We start from the raw sequence: 25,276 nt of genomic DNA, 5'->3' as shown, positions 1-25,276 counted from the left end.
TAAACACGAGTCTTTCTTTATGGAAGAGAACGAAGAAGTTAACGAAAATCTAGATAATAACGCAAACAATCCACAAGATGAGCTTACAAAGGTCACTGGGATGTATAAAGATTGGTTTTTAGATTACGCCTCTTATGTAATTTTAGAACGTGCTGTACCTGCTATAGAAGACGGTTTTAAGCCTGTGCAACGTAGAATTATGCACTCGCTTAAAGAGTTAGATGATGGAAGGTATAATAAAGTTGCAAATGTAGTAGGGCATACAATGCAGTATCATCCGCATGGAGATGCGAGTATTGCAGATGCTATGGTGCAAATAGGGCAAAAAGATCTTTTAATTGATACGCAAGGTAACTGGGGTAATATATTAACTGGTGACAGGGCGGCGGCGTCTAGGTATATAGAAGCTAGGTTGTCTAAATTTGCTTTAGATGTTGTGTTTAGTCCTAAAATTACTGAATGGCAACAATCTTATGATGGCCGTAAAAAAGAACCTGTAAACCTACCAGTTAAGTTTCCATTATTACTTGCGCAAGGTGCAGAGGGTATTGCAGTGGGTTTATCAACTAAAATTCTTCCGCACAACTTTATAGAATTAATAGATTCTTCTATTAAGCATTTAAAAGGGCAAAAATTTAAATTGTTCCCAGATTTTCCTACTTCAGGAATTATAGATGTTACTGGTTATAATGACGGACTTAGAGGTGGTAAAATAAGGGTTAGAGCTAAAATATCTCAACTAGATAAAAACACTCTGGTTATTAATGAGATACCATACGGGACTAACACCTCTTCTTTAATAGATTCAATTTTAAAAGCCAATGATAAGGGTAAAATAAAAATTAAAAAAATTGAAGATAATACAGCTGCAGATGTAGAGATTTTGGTTCATTTGCCAGCTGGTATTTCACCAGATAAAACTATAGATGCACTCTACGCGTTTACAGCTTGCGAATCTTCTATTTCGCCTTTAGGTTGTATTATAGAAGATAATAAGCCGTTATTTATTGGGGTAACAGAAATGTTGCAGCGCTCTACAGATTATACTGTACAACTCCTTAAGGAAGAATTAGAAATTCAATTAGGTGAGTTAGAGGAGCAGTGGCATTTTTCTTCTTTAGAACGTATTTTTATTGAAAACCGAATTTATAGAGATATTGAAGAAGAAGAAACCTGGGAAGGTGTTATAGCTGCTATAGACAAGGGTTTAAAACCGCATACCAAACATTTAAAAAGAGCTGTTACAGAGGAGGATATAACTCGTTTAACAGAGATTAGAATAAAGCGTATTTCTAAATTTGATTTAGATAAAGCTCAGCAATTACTTGATAGTTTAGAGGAGCGCATAGCAGAGGTAAAACATAATTTAGAGCATTTAATAGAATTTGCTATAGATTATTTCAAAAATCTAAAGGAGAAATACGGTAAAGATCGTGAGCGTAAATCTGAAATTAGGGTTTTTGATGATATTGAAGCAACAAAAGTTGTTATTAGAAATACTAAACTCTATGTAAATAGAGAAGAAGGTTTTGTGGGTACATCTTTAAAGAAAGACGAATATGTTACAGATTGTAGCGATATAGATGATATTATTGTTTTTACTAAAGATGGCCATATGATGGTTTCTAAGGTAGATTCAAAAATATTTGTAGGTAAAAATATTATACACGTAGCTGTATTTAAGAAAAAAGACAAACGTACCACTTATAATATGATTTATAAAGATGGTAAAGGCGGAGCTAGCTACATAAAGCGTTTTAATGTTACCTCTGTTACCAGAGATAAATTATATCCCTTAACTACCGGGAAGCCAAATTCTGATGTTCTTTATTTTTCTGCAAATCCTAATGGTGAAGCAGAAGTGGTGACAATTCACTTAAGACAGGTAGGGAGTATTAAGAAGTTAAAATGGGATATGAATTTCTCTGATATTTTAATTAAAGGTAGATCTTCAAAAGGTAATATTGTTAGTAAATATGCAGTTAAGCGTATAGACTTAAAAGAAAAAGGTGTTTCTACATTAAAACCACGGAAAATTTGGTTTGATGATGTGGTGGGTAAGTTAAATTTAGATGGTAGAGGAGAGTTGCTTGGCGAGTTTAAAGGGGAAGATTTAATTCTTATTATAACTCAAAAGGGAATTGCAAAAACTGTTAAACCAGAAATTACAACTCATTTTGAAGAGGATATGATAGTTTTGGAAAAATGGAACCCTAAAAAGCCTATTTCTGCTATTTATTTTGATGGTGCAAAAGAGCGATATTACGTGAAGCGCTTTCTTATAGAGAATGAAAATAAGGAGGAGTTGTTTATTTCTGAGCATCCAAAGTCTGTTCTAGAGTTGGTATCTACAGATTGGAGACCGGTTGTGGAATTAGAATTTGTAAAGCCTAGAGGTAAAGAGCAAAAGCCAAATCAAGAGGTTGATATAGAGGATTTTATAGCTGTTAAGGGAATTAAAGCTTTAGGTAATCAGTTAACCGCAGACAAGATTAAAAATACCAATGTGCTAGAGTCTTTACCTTATGAAGAGGTAGAAGAGGAAGAGGAGGTTTTAAAAGAAACGAAAGTGACAGAGAAGGAGGAGGTTATGGATTCTAAAGCGGATGATAAAGATGATTCTACTGATGATGATACTGAACAAACAACTTTATTTTAGAAATAATAACCTTTAATATAGTTATCTTAGCAAAAAAAATATTTTTATATGGATTTAACAAACCCGCTAGTATATGGCGGTCCAGCGTTTATAATTTTTATTTTATTAGAATTAGCATATAGTAAAAGTCATGAAGAACATCATGATCTTTACGACTGGAAAGATCTTTTTGCAAGTGGTTTTATGGGTGTGGGATCTGCAATACTTGCTGCAGCATTAAAAGTAATATCCGCCATTGTAATTTTTGAGTTTGTTTTTGAGCTTTGCAATCCAGAAGTAAATGGTGTAAATACTAATCTTTTAGGTTATGAATCTTTTGGTTATGCTTGGTATGTTTGGTTGCTTTGTCAGCTTGCAGATGATTTTACATACTATTGGTTTCATAGGGCAAATCATGAAATAAGAATTTTATGGGCGGCACACATTGTACATCACTCATCAGACAACTTTAATTTGGGAACAGCTGTTAGAAATGGCTGGTTTACATTACTTTACAAGCCGCTATTTTATATGTGGATGCCAGCTATAGGTTTTGAGCCAGAGATGGTTGTGTTCTGTTTAGGTATAGAGGCCTTGTGGCAGTTTCAGTTGCACACGGTGTTATTACCAAAGTTAGGTATTTTTGAGAAGTTTATGAATACGCATACAATGCACCAGGTACACCACGCGCAAAACGTAGAGTATTTAGATAAAAACCATGGAGGCTTTTTAAATATTTTTGACAGAATGTTTGGTACTTGGTTGCCTTTAGATGATAGTATTGATGTTAAGTATGGTGTAATACATGCACCAAACTCTAACAATCCAATTGTTATTTTAACGCACGAGTTTAAAGATATTTGGATGGATATGAAGAAGTCAAAAAAGCTATCTCATAAGTTAATGTATATTTTTGGTCCTCCTGGATGGAGTCATGATGGCAGTACAATGACTGTTAAGCAACAGCAAAGGCAGTTTAAGCAATATGCAAAAAATAATCCTAAAAAGTCTTTTGAAAGGCCTAACTAAATTGGTTGTCTCTTTAAATAAAACAATAAAGCCTCGCTTATAGCGAGGCTTTATTGTTTTTAATAGCTTTTAAGCGCTTAAGAGTGTATTGCACTTTATTTATGTGTTTGTAATGTAAATGTGTGCTTAAGATGGCTATTCTTAGTCGGTACTCTATTGTTTTACTTTAATAGCTTCACCTCTCATAACTACTAATTCTTTTTTAGGGTCTCTGGCAGCATTGCTGTATTCAAACGTGTAGCTGTTTTCAGTGGTTTCTAGTATTTTAAAGTGGATAGAAGATTGATCTTTTAAAGACTTTAAAACAAATTCACAATCATTTATCCATCGTACGGATGAGCTGTCTATCTTATTTTCGTAATACTCAACACTATAATTCTCGTCCCTTGTAAAACGTCCTGTTTTTTTCTCGCCGCTTATTTCGTAATCAAAAGTAAATTCCCCGGTTTTAAAGTCTTTGCAATCTCTTTTAGGTGTGTAACAAGCTGTTACTAAACAAGCAGAAGCTATCAGGTAAAAATATTTTATTTTCATATCACAAAAATATGCAATTAGCTTAAAATTAGCCATTGATATATTGTTAAATTAAGGCTTTAATTTACTATTTGTTATAGGTTTCAAAAGTTCCATCGGTGTAAAAAATAATTACTTTACTAACTTCTTTTTTAAAGTTGTCTGTGTTTTTTTGAGCTGCTTTCTCGGCAGGGTGTGAGTGTGTTTTGTTTGCTTCAGGAAAGCTCCCTTTGCCGTTTAAAAGCCAATATAAATTCACCTCAGGGAAGTGTGTTATTACTTTTAAAACAAACTCTAAGCTGGGTTTGTTTCTTCCAGATAAAATATGTGATATACTAGAGCGTTGCACTTCTACTTTTTCGGCAAAAGCAGCAGCAGTTAAATCGTAATAGTTAATTATTTTCTCTAGTCTTTTTATGAATGCCTCTGAATTTACCATTGTAACATTTTATATCCTTTTTTAACACTTTTTTTACTTGTATTAGTTTGTAAAATAGTAAAATTATTTATATTTTTACTTTAAATAAAGAAATCTATTTATTTGATATAATGATTTTTATATTTTATTCATAAGTAAAATCAATACATCTAAACTTATTGATTTACAAATGTAACTAATTATTAATTGCATATAAAATTTACGTTTACAAAAGTGAATTAAGTAGTTACATTTGTAATTGCATATGTTACATATGTAACTGAATATAGCACTATATTTACCACTTCATAATTAGGTTAAAATGATAGATTTTAAACAGATATTTTTAAGTTGTAAAGTTGGTAGTGTAGTAGGTAGATATGTGACTAATGAGCATGTTTTTCCTTTTTTAGAAGCTAGCATTTTTAAGAATGAAAATAAGCAAGTAGGAAAATCTGTTTTGGGAGAACCAATAAAATTAACTACAATTGGTACTGGTAAAATTAAGATTCTAATGTGGTCTCAAATGCACGGTAATGAGTCTACAACCACAAAGGCTGTTTTAGACTTTATTAGTTTTTTAGAGAAACCATCAAATTTGCAGTCTTCTATTTTAGAAAAATGTACCATACAAATTATACCAATACTAAATCCAGATGGAGCAAAAGCATATACTAGAATTAATGCAAACAAAATTGACTTGAATAGAGATGCGCAAGAAAGAACTCAGCCAGAAAGTAAAATTTTGAGAAAAGTATATGATGAGTTTAAACCTGATTTTTGTTTTAACTTACATGACCAGAGAACAATTTTTAATGTAGGTAAAACTAATAAACCTGCTACGGTATCTTTTTTAGCTCCTGCATTTAATGAAGAAAGAGATATATCTGTTTCTAGGAAAAAAAGTATGCAGCTTATTGCAGCTATGAATGGAGTTTTGCAAAACTTTATACCAGGTCAAGTTGGTAGGTATGATGATGGTTTTAATGCTAATTGTGTTGGTGATGCTTTTCAGATGTTAAATACGCCAACCATTTTATTTGAATCTGGACACTTTCCTGATGATTATGAAAGAGAGAAAACCAGGGAATTTATTTTTTATTCTCTTTTAAAAGGAGTAGAAACTATAGCTAATAACTCTCTAAATAATTTTAGTATTGATGCTTATTTTGAAATTCCAGAAAATGGCAAGCAGTTTTTAGACCTTATTATTTATAATACTAAAAATATAACAACTACATATCCTAATGCTGATTCTTTAGGTATTCTTTATAAAGAAGTGTTAAAAGGTAAGAAAGTTGTTTTTGAGCCTGTTGTAACTGAGGTAAAAAAAATAGACAATTTTTACGCTCATAAAACTCTTAATTTACTGAATAATAATGATTTAGAGTTTGTTAAAAATAACTATCTTTTATCCACTGCTTTACTTGGTAATTAACAATTTAATTAGTATATGTAAAATAATTGCATTATTGATAAAAAAAAGTCATATTTAGTGCGTATATCTTCTTATTTTACTATTTTTGTTCCAAATTTAATTATATAATGACTAAAGTTAAGCTAGACGAAATTGATCACCAGATTCTGGATATGTTAATAGATAACACCAGAACTCCGTTTACAGATATCGCAAAAAAATTATTAATATCTGCGGGTACTGTACATGTAAGGGTAAAGAAAATGGAAGAAGCCGGTATTATACAAGGTTCATCTTTAACATTGGACTATGTTAAGTTAGGTTATTCTTTTATTGCTTATGTAGGAATATTTTTAGAAAAAACACATCAAACAAAGTTTGTTTTAGAGCGTTTAATTGGTATACCATATGTAACCGTGGCGCACATTACAACAGGTAAGTTTAATATTTTTTGTAAAATTAGAGCAAGAGATACTCAGCATGCTAAAAATATTATCTTTAAAATAGATGATATTGATGGTATTAGTAGAACAGAAACAATGATTTCTTTGGAAGAAAGTATTAACGATAAAAAACGTTTAATGCATACAATTTTTAATGAATTGTAATTTCTTAATATTGAAAGTAAATTAATAACACCAACCCAATGTTTTACGCATTGGGTTTTTTATTTTTTAGAAATGAAAGCAACAGAATTAACATCACAAGATTATAATGCTTATTATAAAGGGTATATAGATTTGTTAGGAGATATAAGCTTACTTCCCGCTTTGGAAAACGGTAAAAAAAAGTTTAAGGATTTAATAGCGGTTATACCAGATAGCAAGCTAAATTATGCCTATGCTACAGAAAAATGGACTGTAGCAGAAGTTTTAGTGCATATTATTGATACCGAGCGTATATTTCAGTATAGAGCATTGCGTTTTTCTAGATTAGATGCCACTCCTTTACCAGGTTTTGAGCAAGATGATTATGTGCCAACATCTAATGCAAATTCAAGAAACAGAAAAAGTTTATTAAAAGAATTTTTAGATGTTAGAGCGGCAACCATTTCTTTGTTTGCAAATTTAACCAATGAGCAATTAAAGTTTGTGGGTACGGCAAGCAACTCTCCAATGAGTACTGCAGCTGCAGGTTTTGTTGCTTGCGGCCATTTAGAGCATCATACTAAAATTGTTTTAGATAGATATTTATAATAGATGGTGTAAAAACACTATTCCGTTTCCTCTGCGTCTTCAAAATTAGCAGACGCAGAAGTTTCTGTACCTGTTGTTTCTAATTCTTTTTCTATAGCATCGTCAAAATTAGCTATAAAATTAGATAAGCTTTTACTTATTCTAACTAAGTAAATGGTGTCTTCTGTTCTGACTTCTACAGCCTCTACAAATTCCCCTTTTGCATTTTTAAAAACAATAATGTCATTATCGCCATATCCGTGCGGGTAAGACTCTATTAATTTAGCGGCTACAGTGTGGTCAAGTTTTTTGTAATCTACTAGTTTGCGTAACATAATTCATAGGTTTTAGTTTTATAAGAACTAAACTAAAACTTTTTTTACAGCAAAATTGTAATTAGTTGTGTAGCAGGGTTTTTATGTAGGTGTGTAGCTTAAACTTTGTAGTATGCAAAAGATTGGTGTAATAAATCTTCATCAACAGTAACATCAATTTTACATTCTCCAATACACTCTAATAAAACAAAATTGATATTGCCATGAGAATTCTTTTTATCAAACTTTAAATAGGTTAAAATTTGTTTTATATCATCTTCAGTAAATTCAACTTTTCCGTAGTGTTTTGTAAAGGTATTTTTAATAGCCTCTAAATCTTTATTTTCTAAACCAGTTAATTTATTGCTTAAAAAAGCCTCAAGTACCATGCCTACAGCTATAGCTTCTCCATGTAATAGTGTTTTTTTGTCTTCATTTTCTAAAAAATAAGACTCTATAGCGTGTCCTAAGGTGTGGCCATAATTCAAAATTTTACGCAGGTTTTGTTCTGTAGGGTCTATAGTTACAACATCATTTTTAATAACTACAGAGTCGTAAATAAATTCATCAAGATTATTAAAGTCGGCTACTAAATTTAATTCGTTCCAGTATTTTTTATCTTTAATTAAGCCGTGTTTAAGCATTTCTGCAAAACCACTGTTTAGTTGTCTTTTTTCTAATGTTTGCAAAAATGAAGAAATAACTAACACCATTTGTGGTTGGTTAATAACGCCAACTTGGTTTTTTAAAGAGCCTAAATCTACACCGGTTTTACCGCCAACTGAAGCATCTACCATAGATAATAGTGTAGTTGGTACATTTATAAAATCTATTCCTCTTTTAAAAGTAGAGGCAACAAAACCTCCTAAATCTGTAATTACACCACCTCCAAGGTTAATCATAACACTTTTACGATCTGCATCTAACTCAGATAAAACGTGCCAAACCTGTACGCAAGTTTCTATAGTTTTGTTTATTTCACCTTCTTCAATTTCAATTATTTCAAAATTATAGTCACCATTAATTTGTGCCATAAAATTTGGCAAACAATGTTGGTGGGTATTTTCATCAACCAAAATAAACACTTTAGAGTAGTTAGCTTTTGCTAAATGTGTGTTTAGTTCTGTGTAGGCTTTTTGGTTAAAATGAACTGAATATGTTTGAGCTGAAATTGACTGCATAATTTTTATTTTACTAGACGCAAAATAAAGACATATTTTAGTTATTAGAATACAAAATCTGTATTTATATTTGCCGCATTACGAAATTCATAAAAATGGAACAAATTTTTGAAAATACAGCAACTGCTTTTGCTCTAAAATCGGATTCTGAATTAGAAAGAGCCTATTTTTTATTTAAGCTAATTGCTAATGAACCGTTAGTACGTATTGGTACAGCAGTTACAAATTTTGCTATAAAAGCACATTTGCCAGTAGAGGGCTTAATTAGGGCTACTGTTTTTGACCATTTTTGTGGTGGTGTTAGTGAGAAAGATTGTTTGCCTGTTATAGATAAAATGTACAACAAAAAAGTTAGTACAATTTTAGACTACTCTGTTGAGGGTAAAGAAGAGGAAAATCATTTTGATTTAGCTTACGAAAAAATATTACATGTACTGGATTTTGTAAAGGAAAAGGAGTCTATACCGTTAGCTGTTTTTAAGCCTACCGGTTTTGGACGTTTTATTCTTTTTGAAAAAGTTGGTGCAGGTATTCCTTTAACAGAAATGGAACAATTAGAGTGGGATAGAATTGTTGCTAGATTTGATAAGGTTTGTAAAAAGGCTTATGACTTAGATGTTGCTCTTTTAGTGGATGGTGAAGAAAGTTGGATGCAAGATGCGGCAGATGACTTATGTGCTTTAATGATGCGTAAATACAATAAAGAAAAAGTTGTAGTGTATAATACATTACAAATGTACCGTTGGGACAGGTTAGATTACCTTAAAAAATTGCACGAAGAAGCTAAATTAGAAGGCTTTAAAATAGGAATGAAAGTGGTGCGTGGTGCTTATATGGAGAAAGAGAATGAGAGGGCTGAAGAAAAAGGATATCCCACACCAATATGTGCTTCTAAAAAAGACACTGATGATAATTTTGATGCTGCGGTTGTGTATATGATAAATAATTTAGATACAATGTCTATTTTTATGGGTACACATAATGAAAACAGTTGTTATAGCTTAATGCAGTTAATGAAAGATAAAAACATTGCCCATTCGGATCCTCGTATTTGGTTTGGACAGTTGTATGGGATGAGTGATCATATATCGTTTAACTTAGCAGATAAAGGTTATAACGTTGCCAAATATTTACCTTTTGGACCAGTAAGAGATGTAATGCCATACTTAATACGTAGGGCAGAGGAGAATACTTCTGTAGCGGGGCAAACCACAAGGGAGTTGTCTTTATTAAAAGAAGAACGTAAAAGAAGAAAAATACAATAAATACTATAAAAAAAGGGGGCATATTAAATGCTCCCTTTTTTTATACATAAAGTAATGTAGATTAATTGTTTATGCTAATTTTATCTACAACTACTTTGTCTGTGCAATTTATTACCGTTAAAATTGCTTGTTTTTCTTTAACTAAACCTTCAATTTTATAGGTTTTACACGGTGTAGATTTAGTATCGCTATTGCCAAAATCTATATCGCCATTATTAAAAAAATATGCTACTGTAGTAGAATCTATAGTTTTGTTGTTAAGTAAAACTTGTATATCGTTAGAGTAAGATAAAGGTTTAGAGCGTAGGTCTTTAAGAACTCTGCAGTTAGGAAAATAACAGAACTCTGTTCCTGTTTCGTCTGATTTCTTTTTTAAGAAAACAGTTAAAAATACAATACCGATTGATAGCCCAACTAAGTACCATCCTAATCGTTTGATGAATGCCATATTAAAAAATTAAAAAATTGATATCACTATACTGTAAGTCGTACCATTCTCCTACAGATTTGTTTGTTAAAATTCCGTGGTACATATATAGTCCGTTGCGTAGTCCTTTGTCAAAACGTAATGCATTTTCCATTCCACCATCTTCACCAATTTTTAAAAGGTAAGGTGTAAAAATGTTACTTATAGATATTGATGACGTTTTAGGGTATCTAGATGGTATATTGGGTACGCAATAGTGTACTACACCGTGTTTTTTAATGGTTGGTTTATTGTGTGTAGTTAATTCTGAGGTTTCAAAACAGCCACCCATATCTATACTAACATCAATAATCACAGCATCCTTTTTCATATTTTCTACCATAGTTTCTGTAACTACAATAGGGGAGCGGTCTTTACCTCTTATTGCGCCAATGGCAACATCACATCTCTTTAGAGATTTTAAAAGGTTTTTTGGTTGTAATGTAGATGTGTAAACGGTTTGTTTTAAGTTGGTTTGTATTTGTCTTAGTTTGGTTATAGAATTATCAAATATTTTAACGTTAGCGCCTAGGCCAATAGCAGATCTTGCAGCAAACTCGCCAACTGTTCCGGCACCAATTATTACAACTTCTACAGGTGGTACACCGCTAATGTTTCCAAACATTAATCCGTTGCCATTATTTGTTGTTGCCATTAATTCTGAAGCAATTAAGACAGATGAAATACCGGCTATTTCACTTAGAGAGCGTACAGCAGGATATTTACCATCTTCATCTTGTATGTATTCAAAAGCAATTGCGGTAATTCGTTTTTTTGCTAATTCTTCAAAATACTTTTTAGATTGTGTTTTAATCTGAAGCGCAGATATAATAGTAGTCTGCGGATTTAACATTTGTATTTCTGAAAGAGTAGGTGGTTCTACTTTTAAAATAAGCGGACAAGAAAATACTTTTTTAGTGTCTTTTGTAACTTCGGCGCCTGCATTGGTATAATCTAAATCAGAAAAATTTGCACCTTCACCAGCCCCAGATTCTATTAAAACCCTATGTCCGTTACAAGTAAGAGCATTGACGGCATCTGGAGTTAAGCATATTCTTTTTTCTTGGTACTGATTTTCTTTCAGCATACCAATAAATAATTCACCTTTTTTTCTAAGGATTTCTAGCTTTTCTTCTTGTGGTAGTAATTGATATTTGCTAAATGGCGAAGAAGGCTGATTCATATCCGTTTATATTAATTAAATCTGACCATCAAAATTACAATTTTATTTTTAAAACCATTGGTTAATTTGGTTTTTCTAAACCTTCATTAAAAACTGATTTTACGGTCTGTAGGGTTAATTACCTCTAGCTTAATATTGGTAGCATTTTCTGGTAAAAATGACTCTATTTTTTCAGGCCATTCTATAAATACCCATTTGTTAGCGTAAAAATAATCTTCTATACCAATATCTAAGGCTTCCATTTCGTCTTCAAGTCTATAAAAATCAAAATGATAAGCTAAGGTTTCGTTTTTGTTATTATGATACTCATTTACAATGCCAAAGGTAGGGCTAGAGGTGTCCCCTGCAACACCTAGTTCTTTCATTATGGCTTTAATTAAAGTGGTTTTGCCTGCACCCATTTCTCCATAAAAACATAAGGTTTTAGTAGGAGTGTTTTTAATTATATCCTTAGCAATATCCTGAATTTCTGGTGTAGAAAAAGTTTTATTCATTTTATAAAAAATTACAAGCGTACAAAAGTATTTAGTAGTAAGTTTTAAAACAATTATCTAGGCTCTAAAACAACAAACGGAATAATCATTTCTTCTAATGACACACCGCCATGTTGGTAAGTGTTTCTATAGTAGCTTACATAATGGTTGTAGTTGTTTGGGTAGGCAAAAAATAAATCATTTTTAGCAAAGATAAAAGAGCTGCTCATGTTAATTGTTGGGAGTTGTAAATCTTTTGGATTTTTTGCAGCAAGAACATCTTTATCGTCATAAGACAAGCTTCTTCCTGTCTTGTATCTTAGGTTTAGGCTAGTGTCTTTATCTCCTACAACCTTAGAGGGTTGCTTTACATTTATTGTGCCGTGATCTGTGGTAATTATAAGCTTTTGTCCCATTGCTTGGGCTTGCTGTATTATTTCTAATAAAGGTGAATTTTTAAACCAACTTACAGTTAAAGATCTGTAAGCTTTGTCATTGCTTGCAAGCTCTTTTATTACTTCCATTTCTGTTTTTGCATGTGATAACATATCAACAAAATTGTATACAATTACAGTAAGATTATTGTCTTTTTGAGTTTTGTAGTTTTGAGACAATTGTTTGCCCTGCTTTAAACTACTAATTTTGTGGTATTCCCATTTTAAATCTAGTCCAAGCCTTTTTAATTGTGCGCTAAGAAAATCTTCTTCGTGTAAATTTTTACCACCCTCGTCAGTATCATTTTTCCACCAGTTTGGATGTTGTTTTTCCATTTCTAAAGGTGTTAATCCAGAAAATATGGCATTACGTGCATATTGTGTAGCGGTTGGTAAAATACTAAAATAAGGTTCTTCTTTTGTTTTTTTATAAAACATATTTACGGTACTTTCAAAAGCTAACCATTGGTCATACCTTAAATTATCTACAACCACAAGCAGGGTGGACTTATCTTTTAGCTCTGGTTTAATTAAGTTTTTAAATAGCGTATGTGATAAAACAGGAGTATTGTCAACTGAAAACCAATTAGGGTAGTTTTTATCTATAAACTTACCAAACTGATTATTTGCCTCAATTTTTTGAGATTCAAGAATTTCAAACATTCCAGTATCTTCAATTTCTTCTAGTTGTAATTCCCAATGTATAAGTTTTTTGTACAACTCTACCCATTCTTCATAGGTATTTACCATAGATAAATCCATTGCAATTTTACGAAATTCTTGTTGGTAGTTAGATGTTGTTTTTTCTGATATTAATCTAGAGTGGTCTAAACTCTTTTTTAAGCTTAACAATATTTGGTTTGGGTTAACTGGTTTTATAAGGTAATCTGCTATTTTAGAGCCAATTGCTTCTTCCATAATAAGCTCTTCTTCACTTTTTGTAATCATTACAACAGGTAAAGAAGTGTTTGTTTTTTTAATTTCGGAAAGTGTTTCTAAACCGCTAATTCCAGGCATATTTTCATCCAAAAAAACAATGTCCACTTTAGTTTCTTCTAGCTCTTCCAAAGCTTCTCTGCCACTTTGGCAAGTTATCACTTGGTAATTTTTCTTTTCTAGAAATATTATGTGTGGTTTAAGTAAATCTATTTCATCATCTACCCAAAGTATTGTTATCTTGTTCATTTAGTGTCTATATTTGTAATTGTAAAGAAAGAAGATTTTGATTATATCTAACAAACTTAAAATATTCAATGATCCAATTTACGGATTTATTGGCATACCAAGCACGCTAATTTTTAATATTATTGCGCACCCTTATTTTCAAAGGCTTCGCAGAATATCACAAACTGGCTTAACATATTTAGTATATCCTGGAGCACAGCACACTAGGTTTCAGCACGCATTGGGTTGTATGCATTTAATGGAGCAAGCTGTACAAATTCTCCGTTTTAAAGGTGTAAAAATATCTAAAAAAGAAGAAGAAGGACTATTATGTGCCATTCTTTTACATGATATTGGTCATGGTCCTTTTTCTCATGCAATGGAGCATACTATTGTAGAGGGTGTGGATCATGAAGCTATATCCTTGGTGTTTATGCAACAGCTTAATAAAGAATTTTATGGTAAGCTAGATACAGCAATAGCTATTTTTAAAAAAGAACACCCTAAAAAGTTTTTAAATGATTTAGTATCTAGTCAATTAGATATGGATAGGCTGGATTATTTAAAAAGAGATAGCTTTTATACAGGTGTAGCGGAAGGTAATATTAATGCAGAACGCCTAATTACAATGCTTAATGTGGTAGATGGTGATTTAGTTGTAGAAGAAAAAGGTATATACTCTGTAGAGAAATTTTTAATGGCTCGTAGGTTTATGTATTGGCAAGTATATTTACATAAAACTGGCTTGGTAGCAGAGCAATTATTAATAAAAACGTTAAAAAGGGCAAAGGAATTAATACATAGCGGTAATAATTTACCATGTAGTTCTATTTTATCATTTTTTATAAAAAACAAAATAACCTTAAAAGATTTTAATGCTGATGTAATTGAAAAATTTTCGGAGTTAGATGATATAGATATTATGGCAGCTATTAAAGAGTGGCAGCATAATAGCGATTTTGTTTTAGCTACATTAAGTAGAATGATATTGCATAGAGATTTACTTCATATAAAAATGAAGAAAAAGCCAATATCTGCAATAAAAGTAAAAAAAGAGTTTAATTTATTTAAAGAGAAACACAATTTAACGGATGAAGAAACAGCATACTTTGTGTTTAGTGGAGAAATAAAAAATACGGCTTATATACAGCATATACAACCTATAAAAGTGCTAAAAGAAAATGGAAAAATAACAGATGTTTCAAAAGCATCAGACCAGCTAAATAGCAAAACATTATCTAAAACAGTAACCAAATACTACGCTTGTTATCCTAAAACAGAATAGGTTAATGTAAAAAAAATGTAAAGAAAATTTATAAATATTATAATGGGTTAAAGTTTATAAGCCAGCGTTTTACTTGGTATTATAAAAACACAGCTCAAGTAAAATGTAAACATTTCACTATTTTTCTTACTTTTGTCACCGTTAATTATGGTTTTTGTAAAACCTTAATTTTTAATAATACATAATAAGGATAAAAAAACACCTTACTAAATTAATTAACAACACGTGAAGTTTACAGCTAGTCAAATTGCAAGTATTTTAGAAGGTGAAGTTCAGGGAGATCCTGAAATTACTGTACATACACTTGCTAAAATAGAAGAAGGAAAAGCGGGTTCGCTTACCTTTTTAGCTAATCCTAAATATACACCACATTTATATACAACAAAGGCGTCTATAACTATTGTTAATAAAGATTTTTTACCAGAGAAAGACTTTACAACAACGTTAATAAAAGTAGATGATGCTTATCAATCTTTTACAAAATTGTTAACCTATTATGATCAGGTTAAAAATGATAAGAGTGGTATAGAACAGCCAGTTTATGTAGACGAATCTGCTAGTTATGGAGAAAATGTTTACTTAGGTGCATTTACCTACATTGGTAAAAATGTAACTATAGGTGAAAATGCTAAAATATATCCAAACGTATACATATCAGATAATGTAACCATAGGAGATAATGTATCTTTATTTTCTGGAGCAAAAATATGCTCAGACTCTATAATTGGCAACAACTGCGTAATACATACAGGAGTTATAATTGGTTCTGATGGTTTTGGTTTTTCTCCAAATACCGATGGTACTTTTACAAAAATACCACAAATAGGTAATGTAATTTTAGAAGATAATGTAGATGTTGGAGCTGGTACTACTATAGACCGGGCAACAATGGGGTCTACAATTATACGAAAAGGGGTTAAATTAGATAACCAAATACAAATTGCACATAACGTAGAAATTGGTGAAAATACTGTAATTGCTGCTCAAACAGGAATTGCAGGGTCTACTAAAATTGGAAAAAATTGTATGATAGGTGGCCAAGTAGGTATTGTAGGTCATATTTCTATAGGAGATAATGTACGCATACAAGCACAGTCTGGCATAGGTAAAAACATTAAGGATAACGAGGTTTTACAAGGCTCACCTGCTATGAATTATGGAGATTTTAATAAGTCTTACGTTCATTTTAAAAACTTACCAAAAATAGTGAAAGGAATAAATAACATTGAAAAAAAGTTTGATGGCAAATAAACCCAATGCAAAACAGAGAACTATAGCTAAAGAAGCTACGCTTACAGGTGTAGGTTTACACACAGGTGAAAAAGTTACAATGAAGTTTTTACCTGCTCCAGAAAACCACGGTTATGCTTTTAAACGTATAGATTTAGAAGGGGAACCTATAATAGAGGCCGATGCTAATTTTGTAGAAAACACACAGCGTGGTACTAATTTAGAAAAGAAAGGTGTTAAAATACAAACACCAGAACATGTATTAGCTGCACTAGTAGGTTTAGAGATAGACAATGTTTTAATAGAGTTAAACTCTCCAGAGTTACCAATAATGGATGGCTCATCAAAGTTTTTTGTTGAGGCTTTAGAAAATGCAGGTGTAGTAGAGCAAGAAAAAGAAAGAGAAGAATACATTGTAAAGGATGTTATCTCTTATAAAGACGAAGCTACTGGTAGTGAAATTACTATTATACCATCTGATGATTACCAAATAACAACTATGGTAGACTTTGGTACCAAGGTTTTGGGTACACAAAATGCTACTTTGTTAAAATTATCAGATTTTAAAGAAGAAATTTCTAATGCAAGAACGTTTAGCTTTTTGCATGAGTTAGAAATGTTATTAGAACACGGACTTATTAAAGGAGGTGATTTAAATAATGCCATAGTTTATGTAGATAAAGAAATATCTGATGAAACAATGAAAAAGCTTGAAAAAGCTTTTGGGAAAGAGAAATTATCTGTTAAGCCTAATGGAATATTAGATAATTTAACATTGCACCAGCCTAATGAGGCTGCACGTCATAAACTATTAGATGTTATTGGAGATTTAGCTTTAACAGGTATTAGAATACGTGGTAAGGTTATAGCTAACAAGCCAGGGCATTTTGTAAATACACAATTTGCAAAAAAATTAGCTAAAATAATTAAGTTAGAAAAAAGAAACAGTGTACCTAAGTATGATTTGAGTTTACCTCCTTTAATGGATATTCATCAAATTATGGATATGTTACCACACAGACCTCCATTTTTGTTGATAGACAGAGTGTTAGAACTTTCTGATAATCATGTAGTGGGGATGAAAAATGTTACAATGAATGAGCCATTCTTTGTAGGTCATTTTCCAGGAGCACCTGTTATGCCAGGAGTTTTACAAGTAGAGGCAATGGCACAAACAGGAGGTATTTTAGTTTTAAGTACTGTTCCAGATCCAGAAAATTACTTAACTTTTTTTATGAAGATTGACAAAGTTAAGTTTAAACAAAAGGTTTTACCAGGAGATACATTAATATTTCACTGTAGCCTTATAACACCAATACGCAGAGGAATATGTCATATGCAAGCGTATGCTTATGCAAATGATAAATTAGTTTGTGAAGCCGAAATGATGGCACAAATAGCAAAAAAACAATAGAATGAATCAACCTTTAGCGTATATACACCCAGGTGCTAAAATCGCAAAAAATGTTGTTGTAGAACCTTTTACAACAATACATAATAATGTAGTAATAGGCGAGGGAACCTGGATAGGTTCTAACGTAACTATTATGGAAGGCGCAAGAATAGGTAAAAATTGCAACATTTTTCCTGGAGCCATAATATCTGCAACTCCACAAGATTTAAAATATGCAGGTGAAGAAACTATTGTAGAGATAGGAGATAACACCACTATAAGAGAATGTGCTACTATAAACAGAGGTACATCGGACAGGCAAAAAACCAAAATTGGAAAAAATTGTTTAATAATGGCGTATTGTCATGTTGCTCATGATTGTTTTGTGGGAGATAATTGTATTTTTTCTAACAATTCTACCTTAGCAGGTCACGTAACTGTAGGAGATAATGTAGTTTTGGCAGGCTTAGTAGCTGTTCACCAGTTTGTATCTATAGGTAACCACGCTTTTGTTACAGGAGGTTCTTTAGTGCGTAAAGATGTGCCACCTTATGTAAAAGCTGCCAGAGAACCATTATCTTATGTAGGTATAAACTCTGTAGGTTTGCGTAGAAGAGGTATTTCTTCAGAAAAAATTAGAGAAGTACAGAATATTTACCGAATATTATATCAGAAAAATTATAACAATAGTCAGGCTGTAGAAATTATTGAAGCAGAAATGGAAGCAACTCCAGAGCGCGACGAAATTCTTCAGTTTATTAGAGATTCTCAAAGAGGAATTATGAAAGGCTATTTTAGTTCAAATTAAATAAAAGTATGGCATCAACATCAGACATTAGAAAAGGATTGTGTATAAGATACAATCATGATATTTTTAAAATTGTAGAATTTTTACACGTAAAACCTGGTAAAGGACCAGCTTTTGTAAGAACAAAATTAAAAAGTGTAACCACAGGTAAGGTTATTGATAATACGTTTTCTGCAGGCCATAAGATTGATGATGTGCGTGTAGAAACACGTTCTTATCAGTTTTTGTATGCAGAAGGTACTACGTATCATTTTATGAATACAGATGATTATAATCAAATTACATTAGAAGAAAATAGTTTAGATGCTCCAGGTTTGTTAAAAGAAGGAGAAGTCGTTACTATTTTATTTAATACAGAAGATAGTTTACCTTTATCTGTTGATATGCCTGCTAGTGTTATTTTAGAAGTTACATATACAGAACCAGGAGTAAAAGGTAATACAGCAACAAACGCTACTAAGCCGGCAAAAGTAGAAACAGGAGCAGAAGTTAACGTTCCTCTTTTTATAAATGAAGGAGATAAAATAAAAGTAGATACAGAAAAAGGCTCTTATATGGAGCGTGTAAAAGAGTAAGTCTTTAATTTTTCTGTAAAATATAAACATTAGGTATAATAAACATTTGAAATTTCCTATTCCACATACTTTAAAGCAAATTGCAGCTATTATAAACTGTAAATATGTTGGTGATGATAGTTTTTCTGTTTTAGGAATGAACGAGATTCACGTTGTTACTAGCGGAGATATTGTTTTTGTAGATCACCCAAAGTACTATGATAAGGCTATACAATCCAACGCAACTATTATTTTAATAAATAAGGAGGTAGCTTGTCCTGAGGGTAAGGCTTTGTTAATTTCTGACGATCCTTTTAGAGATTTTAATAAGTTAACAGCTTATTTTAATCCTTTTGCAAAATCTGTTTCAACCATATCAGAAACAGCAAAAATAGGAGAGAATACGGTAATACAGCCCAATGCCTTTATAGGTAATAATGTTGTTATTGGTAAAAATTGTGTAATTCATTCTAATGTTTCAATTTATGATAACTGTGTTTTAGGTGATAATGTAACTATACATGCAGGATCTGTTTTAGGTGCAGATGCATTTTATTATAAAAACAGACCAGAAGGTTTTGATAAATTACTATCTGGCGGAAGAGTTGTAATAGAGGATAATGTAGATATAGGAGCACTTTGTACAATAGATAAGGGTGTCACAGGAGACACAACTATTGGCCAAGGTACTAAATTAGACAACCAAGTACATGTTGGTCATGATACTGTAATTGGTAAAAAATGTTTAATTGCATCGCAAACAGGTATTGCCGGTTGTGTTATTATAGAAGATGAAGTTACACTTTGGGGTCAAGTTGGTACAACAAGTGGTATTACAATTGGTAAAAAAGCAGTTGTAATGGGGCAAACAGGTGTTACAAAGTCTATTGTAGGTGGCAAAAGTTATTTTGGTACTCCAATTGAAGAATCCAGAGAAAAACTGAGACAATTGGCTAACGTTAAAAAAATACCATCTATTTTACAAAATATTAAAAATAAATAAACAAAGAATACTTTAATAATCGCCAACAAAGCTATATTTTTGTGAAGCGAAAAAAATAACAAACGATATAATGAGTGTTTTAGTAAATAAAGATTCCAAAATAATTGTACAAGGGTTTACAGGTAGTGAAGGTACTTTTCACGCTGAACAAATGATTGAATACGGAACCAACGTTGTTGGTGGTGTAACACCAGGTAAAGGTGGTCAAGAGCATTTAGGAAGACCAGTTTTTAACACAGTTTTAGAAGCTGTTGAAAAAGTAGGTGCAGATACAACTATTATTTTTGTACCGCCAGCATTTGCTGCCGATGCAATTATGGAAGCTGCTAACGCTGGTATCAAAGTAATTATTACTATTACAGAGGGTATCCCTGTTGCTGACATGGTTAAAGCTTCAGATTATATTAAAGATAAAGATTGTCGTTTAATAGGTCCTAACTGTCCAGGTGTTATTACTCCAGGAGAAGCTAAAGTAGGTATTATGCCTGGTTTTGTATTTAAAAGTGGTACTGTAGGTATTGTTTCTAAGTCTGGTACATTAACGTATGAGGCTGCAGACCAAGTTGTACGTCAAGGTTTAGGTATTACTACAGCAATTGGTATTGGTGGTGATCCAATTATTGGAACAACGACTAAAGAAGCTGTAGAACTTTTAATTAACGATCCTGCTACGGAATGTGTAGTTATGATTGGTGAAATAGGAGGACAATTAGAGGCTGATGCTGCTAAGTGGTATAAAGAAAGTGGTAGTAAAAAACCAATTGTTGGTTTTATAGCTGGTGAAACTGCTCCTGCTGGTAGAACAATGGGTCATGCAGGTGCTATAGTTGGTGGTAGTGATGATACTGCACAAGCTAAGAAAGCAATTATGAAAGATTGTGGTATTCACGTTGTAGATTCTCCTGCTGAAATAGGTAAAAAAGTAAAAGAAGTTATGGGTTAATCATTTAATCTTTATTACATATATAAAAGCGTTTACAAAATTAGTAAACGCTTTTTTTGTGCTTTAAATTAATGTACATTAGTTGTATTATCCACAACCAATTTTGTTATGAAAAATTTGTTTTTACAAGAAGATTTAAACTTTACAAAAAAAAGATTAGCTAAATTAAATCCGCAAACAAAGGCCCTATGGGGGAAAATGGAAATTTCTCAAATGTTAGCTCATTGTAATGTAGCCTACGAAATGACGTTTGAAGATAAACACCCAAAACCAAATTCTTTTAAAAAGTTTTTATTAAAAACATTTGTAAAAAATGCAGTTGTAGGTCCTAAACCGTATAAGAAAAATAGTAGAACTGCACCAGAATTTATAATTACAGAGAGTAAAAATTTTGAAGAAGAAAAAAATAGATTATTATCATATTTAGATAAAACTCAAAAACTAGGAGAAACATATTTTAATAATAAAGAGTCACATTCATTTGGAAAACTATCTAGTAAGGAATGGAATATGATGTTTTCTAAACATTTAGATCATCACTTAACGCAGTTTGGAGTATAAAATAGTGTGTTTTTTACATTCATAAATAATAGTTGTAAAGATTTATAATATCAATATTAAAAAAAAGAAGTATACCTTTTAAAGGTCTAAAACATACGCTATATTTGACTTGCAACAACGCAAAATTTTATTAGATGAAATTGTTAGAAGGAAAAAACGTAATTATTACTGGTGCTAGTAGAGGTATTGGTATGGGAATAGCAAAGGTGTTTGCAGATAATGGCGCAAATGTAGCCTTTACATACAGCTCTAGTGAAGCTCCTGCCTTAGAATTAGAAAAAGATTTAACGGCTAAAGGCGTAAAAGCTAAAGCATATAAAAGTAACGCGGCAAGTTTTTCGCAAGCAGAAGAATTGGTAGCAAACGTATTAGAAGATTTTGGTGGTATAGATGTGTTAATTAACAACGCAGGTATTACTAAAGATAATTTGTTAATGCGTATGGGAGAAGATGATTTTGATGCTGTAATTGAAATTAACTTAAAATCTGTTTTTAACATGACAAAAGCAGTACAACGTACTTTTTTAAAGCAACGTAAGGGTTCTATTGTAAATATGAGTAGTGTTGTTGGTGTTAAAGGTAATGCAGGACAAACTAATTATGCAGCATCTAAAGCCGGAATGATTGGTTTTACAAAGTCTGTTGCATTAGAGTTAGGTTCTAGAAACATTAGATGTAATGCAATTGCACCTGGTTTTATAGAAACTGAAATGACAGATAAGTTAGATGAAAAAGTTGTTCAAGGATGGAGAGACGGAATTCCTTTAAAAAGAGGAGGATCTCCTGATGATGTAGCAAACGCATGTTTGTTTTTTGCATCAGATATGTCTGCTTACGTTACTGGCCAAGTACTTAATGTAGATGGCGGAATGTTAACTTAATAGAATACTAAATTTTATATTGAAAAACAGAGACATTTAATACATGCAAATTACAACTGTACTGTGGGTAATTTTAGCAGCAATATTTTCGCTGCTTGTAGTCCTGTTTCATAACTATTACAGAACTAAAAGGAGAGGCAAACTTATTGTTTTACTCTCCTTTTTACGTTTTTTTGGTGTTTTTGGAGTGTTATTAATGCTTATTAATCCAAAAATTACCAAAACTACCTATACTGTAGAGAAAACTAGACTTGTTATTTTAACAGATAATTCTGCGTCTATAAAAAATAGTAAATCAACGCAAAAAGTAACAGATTTTCTTAAAAACCTTACTAATGATAGTGAAGTAAATGATAAATTTACAATAGACTCATACACCTTTGGATACAATTTAAATACAATAAAAGATTCTGTGACATTTACAGAGCAAAACACAAATATTGGTGAGGCTTTGCAAGCAACTTCAGAAATTTACCGCAATATCAATACTGCTATTGTATTATTAACTGATGGTAATCAAACGCTAGGAGAAGATTATGAGTTTTTATCATTAAACAATAAAACACCAATTTACCCGGTAGTTGTAGGTGATACAACAACATATACAGACATTAAAATAGACCAGGTAAATAAAAATAACTTTGCTTTTTTAAATAACAAATACCCTGTAGAAGTGAATGCTTCCTATACAGGAAAAACACCCGTAACTAAACTAATAACTATTAAAGAAAATGGTAAAACTGTATTTACAAAAAATGTGACTTTTAGCGCATTAGAAAACAGTAAAACCATAACAGCTAATATAGATGCTAAGACTATTGGTGTAAAAAAGCTTAAGGTAGGTATAGGAGAATTAACCAATGAGAAAAATACAAAAAACAATACAAAGACAGTTGCATTAGAGGTAATAGATGAAAAAACAAATATAGCTATAGTATCTGCTATAGAACATCCAGATTTAGGAACTCTTAAAAAAGCAATAGAAAGTAATGAACAACGTAATGTAACAATTTTAGCGCCCAAAATCGATAAGAATTTGTGGCAAAACACTGATGTTTTTATTTTTTATCAGCCCAATAGTTCTTTTAAAAATGCAATAGATTATGCTACTAACTCTAACAAAAATTCGTTTTACATAACAGGTTTGCAAACAGATTGGGATTTTTTAAATACTGTGCAAAACACTTACATTTTTGAAGATGGTTTTCCTGCGCAAGAAGTATTTCCCACGCTAAATTCGTCTTTTTCTAAGTTTGATGTTTCTGAGTTTTTAACTACCAATTTTCCTCCTTTACAGAGTAATGTTAGTCCTGTTTTTCCGCAAGACGAAAGCTTAACAATATTAAAAACAACAATAAGAGGCGTTACAATAGAATCTCCTTTATTGGCTGTTTCGGAGTTTGATAAAACAAAACAGGCTTTTTTATTTGGAGAAGATATATGGAAATGGAGAATGCAAACCTTTAGAAATGAAAAAGATTTTAAGTCTTTTGATGAATTTATAGGTAAAATAATATTGTATTTAGCTTCTAGCAATTCTAAAAATAGCTTTACGTTAGATTATAAGCAAGTGTATTTAGGTAGTAGAGAGGCAGTTATTAATGCATCAGTTTTTGATGATGCTTTTGAGTTTAATGCAAATGCTACAGTAGTTTTAAAAATAAAGAATAAAGAAAAATCTATTTACAAAGAAATTCCAATGCTTTTAAATGGATTTACTTATAAAGCTGACTTAAGTAGTTTGCCTGCCGGTGATTATACATTTACAGCTACGGTATTACATACTAAAAACACAAAATCTGGTATGTTTACCATCTTAAATTACAATGCAGAGCAACAATTTACATCTAGCAATTATAAAAAGTTGCAAAGGGTTGCTAACAGCACAAACACAAACCTATTTTACGTTAATAATGTAAATGGTTTAAAACAAGATCTGCTAAGTAAACAAACCCTAAAACCTACACAAAGGAGCAAGGAAAATATTGTATCTTTGGTAGAATTTAAATTTCTACTAGGCTTTATTTTATTGGTGTTTATAATAGAATGGTTTCTTAGAAAATACAACGGATTAACTTAAAAACTACTATGGAAAGATTACCAAAAATTGCATTACCAGTATTATTTGTTATTATATTAATTATAGTTATTATATCTAAATCTGCTGTTACAATAGACTCTGGTCACGCGGGTGTTTTATATGAGACATTAGGAGAGGGCGTAGTTACAAATGAACCACCAATGGGAGAAGGATTTCATGTTGTTGCACCTTGGAATAAAGTTTATATTTATGAAATACGCCAACAAGAGGTTTTAGAAAAAATGAATGTACTTTCTAGTAATGGTTTAGATATAAAACTAGAAGCTTCAGCTTGGTTTCAGCCAAAACGTAATGAATTAGGAAAGTTACACCAAGAAAAAGGTGAGGATTATATACAAAGAGTTTTACTACCTACTATTAGATCTGCAGCTCGTTCTGTTGTTGGTCGCTATACTCCAGAGCAGTTATATTCTAGTAAAAGAGATGCCATACAACAAGAAATTTTTGATGAAACAAAGAAAATTGTTGATGGAGAATACATACAACTAAATGAAATTTTAGTGCGTGATGTAACATTGCCGCCAACAATTAAAGATGCCATAGAGCGTAAATTAAAACAAGAACAAGAATCTTTAGAATATGAATTTAGATTAGTTACAGCTAAAAAAGAGGCAGAAAAAGTAACTATTGAAGCACAAGGTAAAGCAAATGCAAACAAAATATTAAGTGCATCGTTAACAGATAAAATTTTGCAAGACAAAGGTATAGATGCTACTATAAAATTGTCTGAATCTCCAAACGCTAAAGTAATTGTAATTGGTAGTGGAGACTCTGGTTTACCATTAATTTTAGGAAACCAATAAATTTACAATCATTTGTTAAGAAATTATCAAGAGTCAACTAAAAT

25 protein-coding genes are annotated in these 25,276 nt (G+C 31.6%); 17 read left to right on the top strand and 8 right to left on the bottom strand.

Features of this window, described 5'->3' with window-relative positions:
• Positions 1–19: 19 nt before the first annotated feature.
• Together PBN93_RS14945 and PBN93_RS14940 are read left to right on the top strand one after the other, a co-directional pair.
• A complete protein-coding gene (locus tag PBN93_RS14945; protein WP_077399731.1) occupies positions 20–2,659 on the top strand; it encodes a DNA gyrase/topoisomerase IV subunit A in 2,640 nt (879 codons plus the stop codon).
• A 48-nt stretch (positions 2,660–2,707) separates the two neighbouring features.
• Positions 2,708–3,667, top strand: a complete 960-nt coding sequence (locus PBN93_RS14940) for a sterol desaturase family protein (protein ID WP_077399728.1) — start codon at positions 2,708–2,710, stop codon at positions 3,665–3,667.
• A 153-nt stretch (positions 3,668–3,820) separates the two neighbouring features.
• Here PBN93_RS14940 and PBN93_RS14935 read toward each other — a convergent pair whose 3' ends face one another.
• Positions 3,821–4,237: a hypothetical protein gene (locus PBN93_RS14935; protein ID WP_333780830.1), complete on the bottom strand. Its 417-nt coding sequence runs from the start codon at positions 4,235–4,237 to the stop codon at positions 3,821–3,823.
• A gap of 31 nt (positions 4,238–4,268) precedes the next feature.
• Positions 4,269–4,619, bottom strand: a complete 351-nt coding sequence (locus PBN93_RS14930) for a helix-turn-helix transcriptional regulator (RefSeq protein ID WP_077399725.1) — start codon at positions 4,617–4,619, stop codon at positions 4,269–4,271.
• A 301-nt stretch (positions 4,620–4,920) separates the two neighbouring features.
• On the opposite strand from PBN93_RS14930, the gene PBN93_RS14925 reads away from it, so the two are divergent.
• From PBN93_RS14925 to PBN93_RS14915, 3 genes are all read left to right on the top strand, one after another.
• Entirely contained in the window at positions 4,921–6,036 is a 1,116-nt protein-coding gene (locus PBN93_RS14925) for a M14 family metallopeptidase (RefSeq protein ID WP_271080990.1), read from the top strand.
• A gap of 107 nt (positions 6,037–6,143) precedes the next feature.
• On the top strand, positions 6,144–6,623 hold the full coding sequence (locus tag PBN93_RS14920) for an Lrp/AsnC family transcriptional regulator (RefSeq protein ID WP_013622539.1): 480 nt from the start codon (positions 6,144–6,146) through the stop codon (positions 6,621–6,623).
• Positions 6,624–6,695: 72 nt separating this feature from the next.
• The gene (locus PBN93_RS14915) at positions 6,696–7,211 is read left to right on the top strand and encodes a DinB family protein (protein WP_271080989.1); all 516 of its coding nucleotides are present in this window, start codon (positions 6,696–6,698) and stop codon (positions 7,209–7,211) included.
• A 17-nt stretch (positions 7,212–7,228) separates the two neighbouring features.
• Here the strand turns inward: PBN93_RS14915 and PBN93_RS14910 are convergent, their stop codons facing one another.
• Entirely contained in the window at positions 7,229–7,525 is a 297-nt protein-coding gene (locus PBN93_RS14910) for a hypothetical protein (RefSeq protein WP_077399716.1), read from the bottom strand.
• 98 nt (positions 7,526–7,623) lie between these two features.
• Positions 7,624–8,685, bottom strand: a complete 1,062-nt coding sequence (gene aroB / locus PBN93_RS14905) for a 3-dehydroquinate synthase (protein ID WP_271080988.1) — start codon at positions 8,683–8,685, stop codon at positions 7,624–7,626.
• 95 nt (positions 8,686–8,780) lie between these two features.
• On the opposite strand from aroB, the gene PBN93_RS14900 reads away from it, so the two are divergent.
• A complete protein-coding gene (locus tag PBN93_RS14900) occupies positions 8,781–9,950 on the top strand; it encodes a proline dehydrogenase family protein (protein ID WP_077399710.1) in 1,170 nt (389 codons plus the stop codon).
• Between the two features lie 61 nt (positions 9,951–10,011).
• On the opposite strand, the gene PBN93_RS14895 is transcribed toward PBN93_RS14900, so the two are convergent.
• The 4 genes from PBN93_RS14895 to porX all read right to left on the bottom strand — a co-directional run bounded on the left by PBN93_RS14895 (position 10,012) and on the right by porX (position 13,691).
• Positions 10,012–10,398, bottom strand: coding sequence for a hypothetical protein (locus PBN93_RS14895; RefSeq protein ID WP_077399707.1), 387 nt, complete (start codon positions 10,396–10,398; stop codon positions 10,012–10,014).
• 1 nt (position 10,399) lies between these two features.
• Positions 10,400–11,599 (bottom strand): alanine dehydrogenase, encoded by a 1,200-nt coding sequence (locus PBN93_RS14890; protein ID WP_077399704.1) that lies wholly within the window; start codon positions 11,597–11,599, stop codon positions 10,400–10,402.
• Positions 11,600–11,685: 86 nt separating this feature from the next.
• The gene (gene tsaE, locus PBN93_RS14885; protein WP_077399701.1) at positions 11,686–12,093 is read right to left on the bottom strand and encodes a tRNA (adenosine(37)-N6)-threonylcarbamoyltransferase complex ATPase subunit type 1 TsaE; all 408 of its coding nucleotides are present in this window, start codon (positions 12,091–12,093) and stop codon (positions 11,686–11,688) included.
• Between the two features lie 53 nt (positions 12,094–12,146).
• The gene (porX, locus tag PBN93_RS14880) at positions 12,147–13,691 is read right to left on the bottom strand and encodes a T9SS response regulator signal transducer PorX (protein WP_271080987.1); all 1,545 of its coding nucleotides are present in this window, start codon (positions 13,689–13,691) and stop codon (positions 12,147–12,149) included.
• A 37-nt stretch (positions 13,692–13,728) separates the two neighbouring features.
• Between porX and PBN93_RS14875 the strand changes: the two genes are divergently transcribed.
• The 11 genes from PBN93_RS14875 (at position 13,729) to PBN93_RS14825 (ending at position 25,232) form a co-directional block, all read left to right on the top strand.
• A complete protein-coding gene (locus tag PBN93_RS14875) occupies positions 13,729–14,955 on the top strand; it encodes an HD domain-containing protein (RefSeq protein ID WP_271080986.1) in 1,227 nt (408 codons plus the stop codon).
• 225 nt (positions 14,956–15,180) lie between these two features.
• On the top strand, positions 15,181–16,206 hold the full coding sequence (gene lpxD, locus PBN93_RS14870; RefSeq protein WP_271080985.1) for a UDP-3-O-(3-hydroxymyristoyl)glucosamine N-acyltransferase: 1,026 nt from the start codon (positions 15,181–15,183) through the stop codon (positions 16,204–16,206).
• The gene (locus PBN93_RS14865; RefSeq protein ID WP_077399689.1) at positions 16,196–17,599 is read left to right on the top strand and encodes a bifunctional UDP-3-O-[3-hydroxymyristoyl] N-acetylglucosamine deacetylase/3-hydroxyacyl-ACP dehydratase; all 1,404 of its coding nucleotides are present in this window, start codon (positions 16,196–16,198) and stop codon (positions 17,597–17,599) included. The genes lpxD and PBN93_RS14865 overlap by 11 nt, the downstream gene beginning before the upstream one ends.
• Before the next feature lies 1 nt (position 17,600).
• Entirely contained in the window at positions 17,601–18,386 is a 786-nt protein-coding gene (lpxA, locus tag PBN93_RS14860; RefSeq protein WP_013622527.1) for an acyl-ACP--UDP-N-acetylglucosamine O-acyltransferase, read from the top strand.
• An 8-nt stretch (positions 18,387–18,394) separates the two neighbouring features.
• Complete coding sequence (gene efp, locus PBN93_RS14855) at positions 18,395–18,961, top strand: elongation factor P (protein WP_077399686.1); 567 nt, start codon at positions 18,395–18,397, stop codon at positions 18,959–18,961.
• Positions 18,962–19,007: 46 nt separating this feature from the next.
• Entirely contained in the window at positions 19,008–19,943 is a 936-nt protein-coding gene (locus tag PBN93_RS14850; RefSeq protein WP_271080984.1) for a UDP-3-O-(3-hydroxymyristoyl)glucosamine N-acyltransferase, read from the top strand.
• Positions 19,944–20,013: 70 nt separating this feature from the next.
• Positions 20,014–20,886 carry a succinate--CoA ligase subunit alpha gene (sucD, locus tag PBN93_RS14845; protein WP_077399679.1) on the top strand — a complete coding sequence of 291 codons (873 nt, stop codon included), beginning with the start codon at positions 20,014–20,016 and terminating at the stop codon, positions 20,884–20,886.
• A 108-nt stretch (positions 20,887–20,994) separates the two neighbouring features.
• Entirely contained in the window at positions 20,995–21,447 is a 453-nt protein-coding gene (locus PBN93_RS14840; RefSeq protein WP_077399677.1) for a DUF1569 domain-containing protein, read from the top strand.
• Positions 21,448–21,581: 134 nt separating this feature from the next.
• Positions 21,582–22,328, top strand: coding sequence for a 3-oxoacyl-[acyl-carrier-protein] reductase (gene fabG, locus PBN93_RS14835; RefSeq protein WP_271080983.1), 747 nt, complete (start codon positions 21,582–21,584; stop codon positions 22,326–22,328).
• 43 nt (positions 22,329–22,371) lie between these two features.
• A complete protein-coding gene (locus PBN93_RS14830) occupies positions 22,372–24,408 on the top strand; it encodes a vWA domain-containing protein (protein WP_271080982.1) in 2,037 nt (678 codons plus the stop codon).
• Positions 24,409–24,416: 8 nt separating this feature from the next.
• Positions 24,417–25,232: a prohibitin family protein gene (locus PBN93_RS14825; protein ID WP_271080981.1), complete on the top strand. Its 816-nt coding sequence runs from the start codon at positions 24,417–24,419 to the stop codon at positions 25,230–25,232.
• The last annotated feature ends 44 nt before the right edge of the window (positions 25,233–25,276 follow it).

Source organism: Cellulophaga omnivescoria (assembly GCF_027915275.1).
Lineage (GTDB): Bacteria > Bacteroidota > Bacteroidia > Flavobacteriales > Flavobacteriaceae > Cellulophaga > Cellulophaga omnivescoria.
The sequence above is the reverse complement of the archived record's forward strand: the minus strand, read 5'-3'. Positions and strand labels throughout refer to the sequence as shown.